The sequence below is a fragment of the Ignavibacteria bacterium genome, from assembly GCA_016873775.1.
GTDB lineage: Bacteria > Bacteroidota > Ignavibacteria > UBA10030 > F1-140-MAGs086 > JAGXRH01.
Genome location: VGWC01000026.1, coordinates 13,856 through 30,608 on the forward strand (window position 1 = coordinate 13,856; position 16,753 = coordinate 30,608).

Sequence of the window (16,753 nt, forward strand, 5' to 3'; positions counted from 1 at the left end):
ACTGAAACACCTTCCCGTCGAATGCGAGAGTTCGGCATAATGATTATTACACTATTTTTTTGGTTACCAATACAACTGAAACATTATACTTTTTTGTTCGTTGTATTTATGTTTTTGTATAAGAAGTCTTTGCAAAACGCTAAGGAAAATTATCATTCCGAACAGATTCCGCTTCGCTCACTGTAAACTCCGTAAGGAATCAAAGGTAAAGTATGAGGAATAGCAGATAAACGCAAATGGAGTTTTTCGAGGAGCCGTACTATTATTTTTTCTTACACCAAAACACATACATTCCTTTGAACGTATCGGGAAATTGTTCTTCAAATTTTTCCCAGTTCGTGAGTTTGGAAAACGCATCTTCTTGCGGAAACATTGTTGCAAAATCGTTTGCTGTTGTTGCGCTTGTTTCAAAAAAAAGAAATTGCAGACCCGCACCATCAAGAAGCGAAATCAAGGAGGGAATGGTGTATGTATGTTCTTGCACGTGCATCAAGAGATCGCGGCACATACTGAGAGAATAAAAATCCCACGCCGTTGTTACTTTTTGCAACGGTGCATTGGTCGGAAGTTGTATTATAAATTGGCGTAGTTTGCGCAAATCGTGAATCGTTGCTTGTAATCCGTGTGCAGTCATCAATTCTTTTGCTATGGAAAGATGTTGCCGCGCTTGTTGACTGTACAATCCGAGTTTGATAATTCCGTTGTGTTCAAGAATATTGGTGAGCGCGCGTAAACCTTCTTGCGGTTGGTGTAGATGATGGAGTACGCCAACACTTTCGATGTAAGGGAATTTTTTGTTGAGTACGTGCAATTCAAGAATATCCGCTTGTTGAAATGCAATGTTCTGCACGTGAAAATGTTCTGCCATTCGTTTTGCGTAACTCAAACTTGCTTTGCTTAAATCGAGCGCAATCAGCGAACTGTTGTTGATTTTATACGCTAAATGAATAGGATGGCGTCCTGTTCCGCAACCTGCAATGAGAATGGAAACGGGATGGGAAAACTGAGGCAACGTTCCGAAGGGAATTCGTCTTCGTAAGTACATTTCAAAATTTTCCCGCGCACTCAATACGATACTGTTCCATCGGGGATAGGGGTTTTCTTCGTATTGTTCGCGCACACGGAGAGAAATTTCGTTTTCAATTTTTGTAAGCGATGGAATGGTTGCTGCAAGTTCCTGCTCCTGGTGAAAGTTAATAATTTGTTCTTGGATAATACGTTGCACGAATGCATTCCATTGCGATAGTTCTACATTGCATATTCGTTTTCGGTGCTGTAATGTCGAAAGTTGCGCATACAACGAATAAACAACAAGTGTTTGTTCAAGTGCAAGCGGATTTGAAGTTTCATTCGATAGTTGCGATTCAATGGATAGTTTCATTGTTTGAATGCGCTGTTCTTCGTCATCCGTTACAAAGAAAACATATTCGTTGAGAAAACAATGACACGCAAGTTGAGCGGCAAACAACAATGGAAAGGAAGTCTTTTCATCGTGTGCATTACTCGTATTATAGGAAAACAATATTCTTGACCGCAACGTTGTTAGAATATTTTCCAGTTCGATATCGCAATACACCATTCGTGGAAGCGTAGCAAGCACCAGCGCATCATTGAGGAAATGTTGTACATCCGGTTCTGACATCAATGAATAGAATTTGTTTTTTTCATTTGCGTCGAATGAACTAAGCACTGTATTCAAACGAGGAAATGCGTATTGTGTTTTTAATATCTGAACCACGTGACGTGTGAGAACTTGTAAATCAATCGTGTCAATACTGCACATTTCGATGAATATGTTTCGCAAACCATCGGGAATAGTTTCGAACTTTACTTCTTTCAGAATTTCTGCAAGCGATACAAGTAATGGTTGCCGCTGACGAACGAGGTTTATCCCTTCAATCAGCACACGCATTGCATCGGGGAGTCGGTTAATTTTTTTGTAACAAAATGCAAGATGTTTTCGTGCCTGAACGTTGTATGGATTTGATTGCAGCGCGCGCTCGTAACATTTTTTTGCAAGCCCGGTTTTCCCGATAGTTGTGTACACATCACCCAAGAAAAGTTGCGCATCGATGAATTGCGGTTGTGCTGATATTGCGCGAAGTAGAGATGTTTCCGACTGTGAAATTATTCCAGATAAAAAATATATCATTCCCTGAACATAATGCGCCTCTGCAAGATTCTTGTTGAACGAAAATGCTTTCTCGCAAAAGTGTTTTGCTTCTTCCAGCTTTTGTTGTGCGAAAAGAGCAGTTGCATAACCCGCATACGCTTTTGCATCATCTTGTTTCAAACGGATAGCAACGCTGTACGTAAGAAGTGATTCATTCACTTTTTCCATTTGCAGAAATGCGTATCCTAAATCGCAAAAGTAGTTTGCTTGTTTTGAAACGGCGCACGCTTGCGATAAATATTTTATAGCGGCTTCGGTATTTCCGGTAAAGAGAGCGATGGTTCCAACGAGATGAAGAAGTTCAGCGTTTGTTGGTTCTTGCGTAAGAAGTTCTTGACACATACGTTGCGCTTCGGGAATATTTTTTTTCCTGAACAACTCTTGTGCACGTTTGAGTGAAGAATTAAGAGGGGAATGCGATTTCAATACAATTCAGAAAGGAATGATTGATTGTCGTTAACTTTTGATTGCAAACGGAGATTGCGCTTCAATTGCAATGCGATGTTTTTGTGCCTTACGCGCAAGCCATGCATGTTTAAGCGATAGGTACGAAGTGAATCCGAATCCCGAGAAGAACAATAATTGAAACGGCAATGCAGCGATTTCTACAAAGTAGAGTGACATAAAAATTCCGAGAATAAAATAAACAGCAAGCAGCGATTCGAATATGACACTCAATGAGACATGCAGTGGCACGTATTTTTTGTTGAGCCATTCAAACTCTACATTCTGGTTTTTAAGTCTATCGGAAGAAGTGTTGGAAAGATTGTATTTTGGTGTGCGCACAAACTCCGATTTCTTTTTGAATAATCCTTCAATCACTGCACGCGTATTGTTCACGGCAAAGCCCATACTTCCTGACATAAACAGTGGAAAGAGAAGCAAACGTTTTCTCCAATCTGTGTACAATTCTTTTTGTGCAAGCATATAAAAAAGAAACGAACCGATAAACGCAAGCACGAAGATGGACATAATTTGAAAGTATGTTTCAAACCCGCCTTGATGTTTGATAAACACAATTGGAACATTGAATAATCCGGCGAGAAATATAAACGGAAAAACAATGTTGTTCGTTAAATGAAACGTCGAGTGAACTTTGATGTGGAATGGAATATCCGATTTCCAAACTTTCCATAACATTTTTCTTGCAACTTCCACTGCGCCTTTGGTCCAGCGAAATTGTTGCGCTTTGAGAGCGTTAATTTCCGAAGGTAGTTCCGCCGGCGAGGTTACGTACGGCAAGAATTTAAATTTCCATCCGCGAAGTTGCGCGCGATAACTCAAATCCAAATCTTCCGTGATGGTATCTGCTTCCCAATTTCCAGCATCGAGAATGCAGGATTTTCTCCACACGCCGCCGGTTCCGTTGAAGTTGATAAAATATCCCGCTTTGTTGCGCACGTTTTGTTCCATTATAAAATGTCCATCAAGCGCAAGCGATTGTATTTTTGTAATCAGTGAATTATCGCCGTTCAAATGTTCCCAGCGTGTTTGCACCATTCCGATTTTTTCATTTTCAAAGTACGGAATCGTTTGTTCAAGAAAATCTGAGTATGGAACAAAATCCGCATCGAAGATTGCAATGTATTCACCGCGAGCAGTTTCCATTCCAAATTTCAACGCGCCGGCTTTAAATCCTTCACGCGAACCACGACGAATATGTTTTATATCGAATCCCAATCGCTGATATTTTGATACAGATTCAGATACGACAAGCGTAGTTTCATCGGTGGAATCATCGAGTACTTGAATTTCTAATTTCTCTTTCGGATAGGAAATGTTGCAACACGCTTCAATCACGCGCTGTGAAACGTAGAGTTCGTTATACAACGGAAGTTGAATTGTTACAACGGGAAAATTTGTTTCATCGCCGAATTGCGTTTTCAAATCGTTTAATTCCGGCTCTTCGTCGTAGCGATGTTTCAAATGATGATACACCATCGTGAACGCACTGATGCCGAAACCGAACAAAACGCACAGCGAAATAAAATATCCCGCAAGAATTATGTTTTCTAATGTTGCTATTTCCATTAACTTATTTTAGAATTGAGAAGTAAGATTTTAGATTGAATTTATTTTTTAACTTTTAACTTTACACTCTTAACTGATTTCTACCAACCCGAAACAGTTTCGAGCAAAATATTTTCCGTAATTTTTTCCATTGCTTCTTTCAGTGCATTTGTGCGCTCGGCAATTCCACTTCCCGTTTCGTAGTTCCCCCAATCGGAAAAACTTTTTTCCCACATTTTTTTCTTTTTTACTTTATCATAAAACGATGCAGAAATTGTTATTGTTACTTTTCGTTTGGAAACCGTTTCGCCGGGATTTACAACAGCCGGTTCATCTTTCACTGCCGTTATATTTCCCTGCAATTCAGCATCCGACGTTGCTTTCTCTCCGACTTGCAAACTGTTATCGCTTAGAATTTTTTCGATGAGTTTATTCGTGAACTTCTCTCGCAAATTCGGTTCGCCAAATCCGCTTTCATCGTTAAATAATGGAATCGCAACCGTTTTCAAATGCGGTGGAACTGAACTTCCGGTGAATGAATACGAACAACTTTCAAATAGTGAAACACCGATAACCAATAACAGATAACCAATAACTGTTATTAGTAATTTGTTATTTGTCATTCGTAGTTTATTAACTTGAAACTCGAAACTCCTAACTCGCAACTGTTTCATTCCACTCCCAACTCTCGCAACTTCCGATACAACGTTCTCTCACTCACTCCCAATGCATCCGCCATTTTATTTTTTCTGCCTTTATATTTTTCATATGCAGAAAGAATCATTCGCTTTTCCATTTCTTCAAGGGAAATATTTTCATCATTATTTCCGCTTTGCACCGGATACACAGGCGCGAGCAATTTTCCATCATCGCTCACAATTTTTGTCGGAACGCCGAGCCGCTCTTCAAGAAATGTTTTCAAATCAATAATTCCCGCCTTCAAATCGAGCAACGCACGATAGAGTAATTCACGTTCCGCTTGCTCGACAGTTTTCGCAGTGTAAACAGGAAGATTTCTTTCTCGTCCATTGCGAAAAACAACATCGTGAACATATTTTCGTGCATCTTCGGCTTCAATGCGTTTTCCTTTTTCCACAACGAGCATACTTTGCACTACGTTTTTCAATTCACGGATATTTCCATTCCAGTTTGCGCTTTTGAAAATCTCAATCGCATCTTCTGAAAATCCTTCAAACGAAATTTTATTCTGTTCGGAAAATTCCTTCGCAAAAAAATTCATTAACAACTGAATGTCATCTCTGCGTTGCCGAAGCGATGGAATGCGAATATTCACCGAGCGCAAACGATAAAATAAATCTGCGCGAAAATGTTTTTGCTCAACTTCCCATTCCAAATCTTTATTCGTTGCCGCAATCACGCGCACGTTTGTCTTTCGCGGAACGGCAGAACCAACGCGCGTGAACTCTCCCGATTCCAACACGCGCAAAAATTTTACTTGTGTTGCAAGCGGCATTTCTCCAATCTCATCGAGGAAAATTGTACCGCCGTCGGCTTGTTCAAAATATCCTTTGCGTGTTTCACTGGCTCCGGTAAATGCGCCTTTTTCGTGACCGAATAATTCGCTCTCGATTATTCCTTCGGGAATTGCGCCGGCATTAACAGAAACAAGCGTTTTATTTTTTCGCAGACTCGAATTGTGAAGTGCTTTCGCAACAACTTCTTTTCCCGTTCCGCTTTCACCAGTAATTAACACAGCAAGCTCTGTCGGCGCAACTTGCTGAATCACATCAACAAGTTCTTGTATCTCCGTTGATTCGCCGATAATGCCGTGTTGTTGTTGAAATTCTTCTCTTTGCATTTCTATTTTGTAGTTATCCAACACTTTTTATAGAACACTGATGACGCTGATTTAACTGATTCTCACTGATTTTTTTTATCCGCCATAATCCGTTACATCTGTGTAATCTGTGTTCTATTTTTTTTTAATAACTATGATTCACTCACCACCGAACCAAACAACGTGGCCGAATTCGCTCGCTCGATTTTTACATTCACATAATCTCCCGCTTTCAAATTTGCTTTCGGAAAAATTACCGTTTTGTTTCCATCCGTTCGTCCGGAAAATTCTTCGGAAGATTTTTTGCTTTCGCCTTCAACGAGAATTGTTTCCGTTGTTCCGATAAGTTGTTGATTTTTCTGCAACGAAATTTCTTTTTGCATTGCAATAATTTCATTCAAACGGCGAGTTTTTGTTTCATAAGGAACGTCATCTTCCCAATTATATGCTTTCGTATTTTCGCGCGGAGAATAATTGAACATAAACGCGCCGTCGTAACCGATTTCTTTCATCATCGCAATCGTTTGCAAATGGTCTTCTTCCGTTTCTGTAGGAAAGCCAACAATAATATCGGTTGATAAACTTGTGTGTGGAATCTGTTTGCGAATTTTTTCCACGAGTTTGAAATAATGGTTGCTATCGTACGTGCGATTCATCATTTCCAAAATTCTATCTGAACCGCTTTGAACCGGTAAATGAATAAACTTGCAAATATTTTCGTTCTCGGCAATTGTTCGAATCAATTTATCGCTCATATCTTGCGGATGAGAAGTGGTAAATCGAACGCGAACAGTATTATCTACATTTGCAACTTCAGAAAGTAAATCGGCAAAATCTTTTTCTGTTTCCAAATCGAGAAATGAATTTACGTTTTGTCCGAGCAAATAAACTTCCTTGAAACCACGTTCAGAAAGTTCTCGCACTTCATTCACAACGCTTGCAACGGTTCTGCTTCGCTCACGTCCGCGCGTAAACGGAACAACGCAAAATGTGCAAAACTTATCGCAACCGCGCATCACGGAAATCCACGCAGAAATTCCATCAGCGCGAAACGGAATAATGTCGTCGTAATTTTCCACGCGCGAAAGTCGAACAGCAATTCCTTTTTCACCTTCAAACGCTTCTTCGACAAGTTGCGGAAGTTTTCTGTATTCATCGGGACCAACGACAATATCCACAACGGAATTGATTGTCTGCACATTTTCATCGAGCATTTTGGAGCGCAAACGTTCCGCCATACAACCGAGAACGCCAATCACGACCTTCGGATTTTGCTTTTTGTAATGTTTAAAATCGCCCAATCGCCCAATGATTCTTTGCTCAGCATTATCACGAACGGAACACGTGTTCACCAAAATAACGTCGGCGTTTTCCATTGTTTGCGTCATTGCAAATCCGTTGTTGTTCATCACGGATTGCACGACTTCGGAATCGGCAACATTCATTTGGCAACCATACGTTTCGACGTAGAGAAGTTTTTGCTTTTGAAGAGAGTTCACGGGTTGTAAAATTTGGGTGAAAAGATACTTAAAAGGACAAAGTCAAAAAAACGAGGAAATGCTGGTAAATTCTTTTTAATTGCAAAAGAAAAAGGCGATTCGTATTGTTACAAACCGCCTTGATTTTTTTCTCTCGCAAAGCCGCAGAGATGCAAAGAGAATTATTTTGCGACTTTGCGACTTTGCGTGGAATAAATTCCTACATCACCGCATCAGCAAACTTTGCCAACTCAACCGCAGACGATTGTTCCACTTCTGCATGCAAACTATTTCCGTGCGAATCCATAGTAACAATCGCGGGAAAATCTTTGACGCGCAAATGCCACATCGCTTCGGGAATTCCAAACTCCATTAAATCAACGCCTTCCACTTCTTCAATGCAGCGAGCATAATATTGTGCTGCGCCGCCAATCGCATTCAAATACACTGCGCCGCTTTCTTTCAATGCTGCCAATGTTTTCGCGCCCATTCCGCCTTTCCCCACAACTGCGCGCACACCAAACTTTTTGATAATCGCTCCTTGATATGGCTCTTCGCGGCTGCTTGTTGTCGGACCAGCGGCGGTGATTTTCCATTTTCCGTTTTCCTGCAACGCAACGGGACCGCAGTGATAAATTATTTGTCCGTTCAAATCTACAGGCGATTGATTGTTCATCAAGTATGCGTGTATTTGGTCGCGCCCCGTAAACATCTTTCCGGAAATCAAAACTGTATCGCCGACTTTGAGTTTACGAATTTGTTCTTCGGTAATCGGCGTCGTCAATTTTATTTCTCTTCCCGTCAATGAAAGTTCTTCCTTCATCATTTTCTGAATCGGTTTTTCTTTGTAGAGCCAACGCTTAATTGCAAATGTTTTCGCATCGAGAATTACTCCTTGCCGACGAAACGCCCAACAATCATACGCAACCGAGACAAAAAAACTCGCTGGCAAACGATTTTGAACGCCGACTTTGCAACCGATGAGCGTTGTGTTTCCGCCAAATCCCATTGTGCCGATGCCGAGTTTGTCCACGTTCTGCATTACGTATTCTTCGAGTTGCCGCAATTCCGGATTTGGATTTACATCATCAAGCGTGCGGAACAATTGCAACTTCGCATGTTCGTATCCCGTTGTTCTGTCGCCGCCAATCGAAACGCCAATCGCGCCAATCGCACAACCGTGTCCTTGCGCTTGCCATACAGCGTGCATAATACATTTGCGAACGCCATCGAGATTTCGTCCCGCTTTTCCAAGATTGGGAAGTTCCATCGGAAGTGAGTATTGAATATTTTTATTTTCACAACCGCCGCCTTTGAGCAACAACTTCACTTCGATTTCATCGGTGTTTTCCCACTGTTCGAAATGAATCACCGGCGTTCCTGGACCTAAATTATTGCCGCTGTTTTTTCCCGTGAGCGAATCCACAGAATTGTTGCGCAACTTTCCGAGTCTCGTCGCTTCGGCAACTGCTTCGAGAATTTGTTTTCGCAATTCGATTTGATTTGTTCCGACGGGTGTGTGAATATAAAACGTCGGCATTCCCGTGTCCTGACAAATTGCGCCTTCGACTTCACACGCGAAATCAACATTGGTCGCAATCATATCGAGCGCGAGCGATGAGCGTGTTCCCGGAGTTTCGGTTTGCTTTGCTTTTGCAATTGCTTCGCGGACATCAGGTGGAAGATTGGTGGAAGTATCAATAACGAGTGTGAGAATACTATCTTTGAACTGTGGCATAACGCGAAATGTTTAGTTAAAAATTTTCGTTGTAAATATAAGTAAAGATGGAAGGAAAAATTATCGAGTGTCGGGAAATGAAAAAGCGATTTCGTTTTATTGAAATCGCTTTTATTCAACTGTCATCCCCGCGAAAGCGAGAATCTAAAATTAAACAATGGATTCCCTATTACGAGGGAATGACAAATGCTACTATTTTACAAGCAACAATTTTCTCGTTTGCGAAAATGTTGATGTAGAAAGTTTGTAAAAATACACGCCGCTTGACAAACCACTCGCATCCCATTCAACTTCGTGCATTCCTTCTTCTATTTCTTCATTATTCAAAAGCGTTGCTACTTCTTGACCGAGAACGTTGTAGATTTTCAACGTTGTTTGTAAGGGCAATTCATGAATTGCCCCTACGGGAATTTCAAATCGAATCGTTGTTGTCGGATTAAACGGATTCGGATAGTTTTGACTTAATGAAAATTCTTTAGGAATATTTACTTCCCCCGCGGAGATGGTGGAGGTGGTATTATTATTCTTCAATACAGAAACTGTATTTGAACCGTGATTTGCAACGACCATATCGCCATCACCATCCCCATCTATATCGCTCACAGAAAGTGAATATGGACTATCTCCTGTTGGGTAATCAACCTTCGCCATAAATGTTCCATTTCCATTATTCTTCAACACAGATACAGTATTTGAAACTCTATTTGTAACGACAATATCGCCATCACCATCGCCTTCTATATCGTTCACAGAAACGAAAGATGGCCCAATCCCTGATGCATAATCAACTTTCGCAGCATACGTGCCATCCCCATTATTCTTGAACACAGAAACTATATTTGAATTATTTGAACTTGCATTTGCAACCATATCGCCATCCCCATCGCCATCGATATCGCTCACATACACTGAATTTGGATAATTTCCCGTTGCATAATCAACTTTCTCTGCATACGTTCCATTCCCATTATTCTTCAACACAGAAACTGTATTTGAATTGAAATTTGCAACTACAATATCGCCATCACCATCGCCATCGATATCGCTCACAGAAATTGAGCGCGGATAAATTCCTACTGTATAATCAACCTTCTCCTCAAATGTCCCATTTCCATTATTCTTTAAAACAGATACTGTATTTGAATTCCAATTTGCAACGACAATATCGTCATCACCATCGCCTTCTATATCGTTCACAGAAACGAAAGATGGCCCAATCCCTGATGCATAATCAACTTTCTCCTCAAACGTTCCATTCCCATTATTCTTTAACACAGAAACTGTATTTGAAAACCTATTTGCAACGACAATATCGCCATCACCATCGCCATCGATATCGCCCACAGAAACTGATATCGGGAAACTACCTGTTGCATAATCAACTTTCTCCGCATACGTTCCATTCCCATTATTCTTCAACACAGAAACTGTATGTGAACCATTATTTGCAACAACAATATCGCCATCACCATCGCCATCTATATCGTTCACAAAAACTGAATACGGATCAGTTCCTGTTGTATAATCAACCTTTGTCAAAAATGTACCAACAGAAGTATTCACAACAATTGAAAATTGCCACAGCAACGGTGCAATAGCAACATCGTTTGCATTTTTTATTGTGTTGGTTACATTTACCGTAATAATGTCGCCTTTTTTAAAAGGAGCATTGGGAGTAAATGTAACGACTGTATTGCCGTTAGTAAATGCAAACGTCCCGCGATACCTTCCGCTTGTCTGTCCGTTCACCAAAAACGAGGAAGTGTCGTTAAATGTTGTGGGATTCATCGCTTGCGCAAACGTAACCTGTATCGTAGCGTTTGGTTGCACGTTCCACGCATTTTGCGCAGGAGAAACGCTAATCACCTGTGCAAATACACATGGAGTATGCAATAGCGTAAAGAAAAATAAAAGCGCAGTAAATAGTAAGTGTCTGTTATAGAGTTTCATAAAGTTTGCTTTCAGTAATTGTGTAAGACAAGTTGGAAACTTGTTCTACGTTGGTAATTAAAAAAACTTGTTGTAAATATCAAGCGTAAGTGTGGATACTATTATTGTTTACTGTTTGCAATTTTCGGGCGATAACATAGGGAAAATTTAGAAGGGAAACAATTTGAACGTGTTTCGTATTAGCGTATCATCAGCGAGAAAAATTTCGTGCAGATTGTACGCTCTCCGAGTCGAGTCTGCGACAGATGTTTTCGCTGATGATACTCAGAGAAAACTTGTTTAAAATAAAAAAGTACGGACCCTAAATTACGTTCTCTTTGCGGCAAAAATATACAGAACCCGAAATAGAAATTCTACGTCAGATTCTGCAAATCATTTAATCTATAATCTTTTGAATTAGTCACAATTCAAAAGTATATTTTACATCATTTTTTTATGATTCCATTTCAACTTCTCACGTCTATTCGCGCAAAAGCGAAACAATTGAAACGCACAATTGTGTTTCCTGATGCAACAGATATTCGCACACTCAAAGCAGTTCGAATTATTTCCGATGAAACAATTGCAAATCCGATTCTAATTGGGAATGAAATTGAAATTCGGAAAAAAGCAGAAACGGAAAATGTTTCGTTGAACGGAATACGCATCATCGAGCCGAACAAATCAGAAAAACATTCCGACTTCTCGCATATTTATTTCAATGTGCGAAAATCGAAAGGAATACAATTCACCGAAGCGCAAACGCAAATGGAACATTCGTTATTCTTCGGAGCGATGCTCGTTCGCGAAGGATTTGCCGATGGAAGTGTTGCCGGTTCGCTTTCCACAACGGGAGATGTGTTGCGCGCGGCAATTCAAATTATCGGCGTTGCAGAAGGAGTTTCTATTGTGTCGAGTTTTTTCCTAATGGTTTTTCCTCATCAGGTTTTTTCATTTGCCGATTGCGCAGTTGTTCCGGAACCAACTGCTGAGCAACTTGCGGATATAGCAATAACGACTTCGCAAAATCATTTTAAACTTACCGGTGAAGAACCGCGTGTTGCAATGCTTTCTTTCTCGACAAAAGGAAGTGCATCGCATCCGCTCATAGAAAAAGTTCAAGAAGCAACGCGCATTGCAAAACAAAAAGCACCACAATTGCAACTCGATGGAGAATTGCAACTTGATGCCGCGATTATATCTGACATCAGCAAACGAAAAGCGCCGAACAGTAATGTTGCTGGGAAAGCAAACGTGTTAGTATTTCCCGATTTAAATGCTGGAAACATTGGCTATAAACTTGCTGAACGACTTGGTGGCGCGCAGGCAATTGGTCCTCTTGTGCAAGGATTACAAAAACCTGCATTCGATTTGTCGCGCGGATGTTCGATGGAAGATATTGTCAATGTTGCCGCAATTTGCGCAGTGATGAAATAAAGTTAGATGACAGATGAAATACTTTTTTAAAAAATGTGTTGCATATAATAATCATCCACGACTATAAATAGTCATGCTGGTCAAAGAACCACCGATAAATCTGTATGGAAACGAGAATCATTTATGATTCTTTTTTTGCTCAGAAAGAACGTTCACAGTCTTTGAGTATGGCATCTACTATTTCTAAAAATCTCAAATACTCAACATCTCAACAACTTACAAATTGAATTCACTGAAACAACAAAGCGGAAGATTTCTTTTCCTCGACATCTTTCGCGCCGTATCAATTTTTCTGATGCTGCAAGGTCATACATTTCGCGCATTACTTGATAATGTTCACCGAACGTCTATCTGGTTTGAAGTTCACGAATTTATTCACGGACTCACTGCGCCGGCGTTTCTTGTTTCTGCAGGATTAACATTCGGTATTTCCACATTTAAGCGAAGCGAAGATTATTTTCATCCGTCGCGCGTATTTTTCAAACGTATCGGAAAATTTTTTGTTATCCTTCTGCTTGGTTATGCGATTCATTTACCCAAACTTTCTCTCAATCAAATTCTTACTGCGTCCACGTATTACGATTATCTTTCTCTTACACAAGTGGATGTGCTTCAGTGCATTGGAATAACGTTATTGTTTTCGCAGGTGTTCTTGTTTTTTATGAAAGATGAAAAGAAATTTTTGCGCATGATATTTTCCGTGACTGGAATTATACTTCTTGCAACGCCATTACTGCAAGACCAACGATTTCTAAAATCGCTTCCACTTTCCGTTTCGCAGTATCTTGATATTTACAACGGTTCCAGTTTTCCGTTGTTTCCGAATGCTGTATTTATTTTTGCCGGAATAATGCTCTCTAAATTATTTTTACAATGCTCATCCGAAGATATTCCACGTTTTTTCAAACGGATTTCTGTTGCAGGAATAATCGTTGCAGCAATTGCGGCTATCGCATATTTTCTTCCGATTCAGTTATATCCTATAAATGATTTTTGGAAAACAAGTCCGAACTTCGTACTCGTACGTTTTGGATGTGTTCTGCTGTTATTTTCTGCGGTGTGGTATGCAACAACGCGGCTCGAATCTATTCCGTCGATTGTTCCGATGATGGGAAAAGAATCACTCTTTATTTATGTGTTTCATCTGCCGATAATTTATGGAAGTCCGGTGAATTCACAGAGTCTTACGTTTTTCTTTGGTCCAACACTTCATCCGTTCCAGGCAACATTTATTTTTATCGCAGTAACTGTTGCTGTTATTTATAGTTCCAAACTTTGGAGTTTCTTAAAACATCACCGTACGAATATGTATCGGACGTTACAAATAGGAATGGCAACAGCGTTTTTGGTGTTGTTCTTAACGCTCTAATTGTTACTTGACGTATGGTTGTGAACTAATTTTCCATTCGCAATCAAACTTTTTTTGAGTACGAGTGAAAAATTCCGTCGGCGCATCTTCCTTTCTTTGCAATTCCATTTTCTAAACACCCATGCAACATTTTATTGAGAACGTAAATTTCCACGTCGGAAAATTCGAGTGTTCCCATTTTTTCTTTCGAGTCGTACTTGCGTTTATATTATGATTTTGTTGAAACTCATCCGCGCGTACAGTTTCCTCTGCTCGTAAAAATCAAACTATCCGATTGCTGATAGCCGTTCATATAGCCATCAATATCACTACTGTTCCGCGCAGTTGATTGTTACGTAAGAACACTCAATCATACGAATAATTACAAGTACAATGTTTTCGCATTTCTTTTCAATCGCGAAAGTTTCGTTCGTTTCATTGCGCTTCCTTGGAATTTCAACTTGAATTCTTCTTCTGACATATTTTCGATTTCCGTTACCTTCGGCTGAATATTATTGTCCCGCGGCTCAAACTGAGCAACATTTGTTGGGTTCGCAAATTTTTTATTCCACGGACAAACGTCTTGACATATATCGCAACCATAAAGCCATCCAGAAAAATTTTTTGCAAGAGAAGAATCAATTTCTCCTTTGTGTTCAATCGTTAGATACGAAATACATTTGGTTGCGTCAAGAATATACGGTTCGACAAGTGCTTGCGTGGGACAAGCATCAATGCAAAGCGTACAATCTCCGCAATGGTCAATCGCAGGTTTGTCATAATCGAGTTCGAGATTGAGAATAATTTCACCGAGAAAAATCCACGAGCCATATTCTTTGGAAATAATATTCGTGTGTTTTCCTTTCCATCCGATTCCTGATTTTTGCGCCCATACTTTTTCAAGAACTGGTCCCGTATCAACATACACTTTGCCGTTTGCTGTCGGATTGTTGCATTTTATCCAATGGAGAAGTTGATGAAGTTTTGGAGTGAGGATATCGTGGTAATCATCTCCCCACGCATATCGTGAAATTTTACATGTGTGTTCAATTTCAGAATGATGATGCGGAGTGTAATAATTCATTGCCACCGATATCACCGATTTTGCATCTGGAAAAATATTACGAACGTCAATTCTCTTTTCCGAATTGCGTTCCATCCATTTCATCGTACCGGAATAACCGCGAGATATCCAACGAAGCAAATGGTCTTTTTCCTCCGCCAACGTTTCAGCGTTTGCAATTCCAACGCTATGAAATCCTAACGAAACTGCAATTGATTTTATTTGTTGAGAAAGCGACACGATATTGAAGATACAACTTACTCTTCTTCAATATAGATGGGTACATTGATATCAACGGCTTCTTGCAATGGTTTCTTAACGTTATGAGCGTTGCGTTGTTGTTTCGCATTGTTGGAATGATTTCCCTCATTTCTGTTATTCGATTTGCGTTGATGCTGATTATCTCGTTCAAGATGTTCTTTGATAAACTGAATAGCAAGCGCTTTGACCGAAATATTTCTGCGTTGTGCATATCGCAACAATTTTGCAAAAAGTTTATCAGGCAAATCAAGAGAGAGCGTTCGTACTCCCGATTCTTTCGGCGGAAGGAATGTTCGGTCGTTTTTGGGAGAAAATCTGTTTGTGTTATTTACACTATGAGTTTTTCTCTTGTCATTATTATTATCGTAAGCAAATGTGTTATAGTTTTTTAACATCGCACCAAAATAGTTGTTTGTTGAAAAAAATTAGAAAGTAGTTATTTTATCTCCCAAGTGAATAATTCCTTCACAAAGATTTTGCGATTGGAAAGCAGAGAATACTAAACTGAACGATGGAATGTATAAAATATCTCACCTCACTTTATGACCATCAATTTCTTGGTTTCAATATACGTATCTGTTGTTAATCTAAATAAATAAACGCCGCTGGAAATTTCATTTGCGCTCCAATCAATTTCGTGATTCCCTGCAGAAAGTTGTCGGGAAACCAGTATCGTAATTACTTTTCCACTAATATCAAATATTTGCAATGTGGCGTATCCGGATTCGGGAATCGTGAATCGAATTTTCGTAGTCGAATTAAATGGATTAGGAAAATTCTGTTCAAGCGAAAAACGTAACTTCTGAAAAACTTCACTTTGCACCGATGACACGCTATCCAGTTTGATTTTATACATCGAACGACCGTAGGTAGCCGCAACAAGAGTTCTGGTCGGATTATGCAATCGTAAATCATTGACAACTACATTCGGTAAATTATTTCCGAGAGTGTGCCACGAGTTGCCCAGGTTTTCCGATGCAAATACTCCAACATCGGTTGCAATATACAATGTTGAATCGCGCTCGGTGTCTACGATGATATCATTTATGGGCGCATCGGGTAAATTTCCGTGAATGTTGTTCCAGTCTGCTCCTGCGCTTGTTGTTCGATAAATATGCCCGATGTTTTCTCCCCATCGATAACCGGAAATAGTAACGTAAGCAGTGAGCGGATTGACGTTATCTACTGCTACACGCGTAATCCAACGATTCGGCAAACTATCGGAAATATTCGTCCAATTGGCACCGCTGTTGGTTGTTACCCACACGTTTGCATCATCGGTTCCCGCATAAATTGTGTTCGAATCCGATGGAGCAACTGCAATGGTTGTAATAGTTCCATAGGGTAAATTTCCCGGTGAAGGTCCATTTGTTAAATCGGGGCTAATTGCAATCCAATTGTTTGCGCGGTCGGTTGTTTTATACATTTTATCCGAGCCGAGAAAAAGCGAAGCGGAATTTAACGGATTAAAAACGAAGGGCGTACTCCAGTTAAATCGGTCGGAAAAATTGATGCCGT

General features: G+C 40.1%; 12 protein-coding genes. 2 read left to right on the forward strand and 10 right to left on the reverse strand.

What is annotated here, in order from left to right; all coding sequences use genetic code 11:
- Nucleotides 1-262 precede the first annotated feature (262 nt).
- The 7 genes from FJ218_05370 to FJ218_05400 all read right to left on the reverse strand — a co-directional run bounded on the left by FJ218_05370 (nt 263) and on the right by FJ218_05400 (nt 11,147).
- Complete coding sequence (locus FJ218_05370) at nt 263-2,599, reverse strand: methyltransferase domain-containing protein (protein ID MBM4166334.1); 2,337 nt, start codon at nt 2,597-2,599, stop codon at nt 263-265.
- Nucleotides 2,600-2,629: 30 nt separating this feature from the next.
- On the reverse strand, nt 2,630-4,204 hold the full coding sequence (locus tag FJ218_05375) for a glycosyltransferase (GenBank protein MBM4166335.1): 1,575 nt from the start codon (nt 4,202-4,204) through the stop codon (nt 2,630-2,632).
- Between the two features lie 80 nt (nt 4,205-4,284).
- The gene (locus FJ218_05380) at nt 4,285-4,857 is read right to left on the reverse strand and encodes a hypothetical protein (GenBank protein MBM4166336.1); all 573 of its coding nucleotides are present in this window, start codon (nt 4,855-4,857) and stop codon (nt 4,285-4,287) included.
- Nucleotides 4,854-6,002 (reverse strand): sigma-54-dependent Fis family transcriptional regulator, encoded by a 1,149-nt coding sequence (locus FJ218_05385; GenBank protein MBM4166337.1) that lies wholly within the window; start codon nt 6,000-6,002, stop codon nt 4,854-4,856. Before FJ218_05385 ends, FJ218_05380 begins: the two co-directional genes overlap by 4 nt.
- Nucleotides 6,003-6,133: 131 nt before the next feature.
- Nucleotides 6,134-7,426: a tRNA (N6-isopentenyl adenosine(37)-C2)-methylthiotransferase MiaB gene (gene miaB / locus FJ218_05390; protein ID MBM4166338.1), complete on the reverse strand. Its 1,293-nt coding sequence runs from the start codon at nt 7,424-7,426 to the stop codon at nt 6,134-6,136.
- 253 nt (nt 7,427-7,679) lie between these two features.
- Nucleotides 7,680-9,197: a fumarate hydratase gene (locus FJ218_05395; GenBank protein ID MBM4166339.1), complete on the reverse strand. Its 1,518-nt coding sequence runs from the start codon at nt 9,195-9,197 to the stop codon at nt 7,680-7,682.
- Between the two features lie 192 nt (nt 9,198-9,389).
- Nucleotides 9,390-11,147 (reverse strand): T9SS type A sorting domain-containing protein, encoded by a 1,758-nt coding sequence (locus tag FJ218_05400; protein ID MBM4166340.1) that lies wholly within the window; start codon nt 11,145-11,147, stop codon nt 9,390-9,392.
- Nucleotides 11,148-11,582: 435 nt separating this feature from the next.
- Between FJ218_05400 and pta the strand changes: the two genes are divergently transcribed.
- Both pta and FJ218_05410 read left to right on the forward strand, forming a co-directional pair.
- Nucleotides 11,583-12,563: a phosphate acetyltransferase gene (gene pta, locus FJ218_05405; GenBank protein ID MBM4166341.1), complete on the forward strand. Its 981-nt coding sequence runs from the start codon at nt 11,583-11,585 to the stop codon at nt 12,561-12,563.
- A 223-nt stretch (nt 12,564-12,786) separates the two neighbouring features.
- Complete coding sequence (locus FJ218_05410; GenBank protein MBM4166342.1) at nt 12,787-13,932, forward strand: acyltransferase; 1,146 nt, start codon at nt 12,787-12,789, stop codon at nt 13,930-13,932.
- 361 nt (nt 13,933-14,293) lie between these two features.
- Here FJ218_05410 and queG read toward each other — a convergent pair whose 3' ends face one another.
- The 3 genes from queG to FJ218_05425 all read right to left on the reverse strand — a co-directional run.
- Nucleotides 14,294-15,226, reverse strand: a complete 933-nt coding sequence (gene queG, locus FJ218_05415; protein MBM4166343.1) for a tRNA epoxyqueuosine(34) reductase QueG — start codon at nt 15,224-15,226, stop codon at nt 14,294-14,296.
- 5 nt (nt 15,227-15,231) lie between these two features.
- Nucleotides 15,232-15,630 (reverse strand): hypothetical protein, encoded by a 399-nt coding sequence (locus FJ218_05420; GenBank protein ID MBM4166344.1) that lies wholly within the window; start codon nt 15,628-15,630, stop codon nt 15,232-15,234.
- Nucleotides 15,631-15,770: 140 nt separating this feature from the next.
- A partial coding sequence (locus FJ218_05425) for a T9SS type A sorting domain-containing protein (GenBank protein MBM4166345.1) occupies nt 15,771-16,753 on the reverse strand: 983 nt, incomplete at its 5' end.

Coding starts and splice junctions, on each gene's coding strand:
- pta (MBM4166341.1), top strand. CDS start 11,583: ATGATTCCATTTCAACTTCTCACGTCTATTCGCGCAAAAGCGAAACAA.
- FJ218_05380 (MBM4166336.1), bottom strand. CDS start 4,857: ATGAAACAGTTGCGAGTTAGGAGTTTCGAGTTTCAAGTTAATAAACTA.
- FJ218_05395 (MBM4166339.1), bottom strand. CDS start 9,197: ATGCCACAGTTCAAAGATAGTATTCTCACACTCGTTATTGATACTTCC.
- miaB (MBM4166338.1), bottom strand. CDS start 7,426: ATGAATGTTGCCGATTCCGAAGTCGTGCAATCCGTGATGAACAACAAC.
- FJ218_05400 (MBM4166340.1), bottom strand. CDS start 11,147: ATGAAACTCTATAACAGACACTTACTATTTACTGCGCTTTTATTTTTC.
- FJ218_05420 (MBM4166344.1), bottom strand. CDS start 15,630: ATGTTAAAAAACTATAACACATTTGCTTACGATAATAATAATGACAAG.
- FJ218_05375 (MBM4166335.1), bottom strand. CDS start 4,204: ATGGAAATAGCAACATTAGAAAACATAATTCTTGCGGGATATTTTATT.
- FJ218_05385 (MBM4166337.1), bottom strand. CDS start 6,002: ATGCAAAGAGAAGAATTTCAACAACAACACGGCATTATCGGCGAATCA.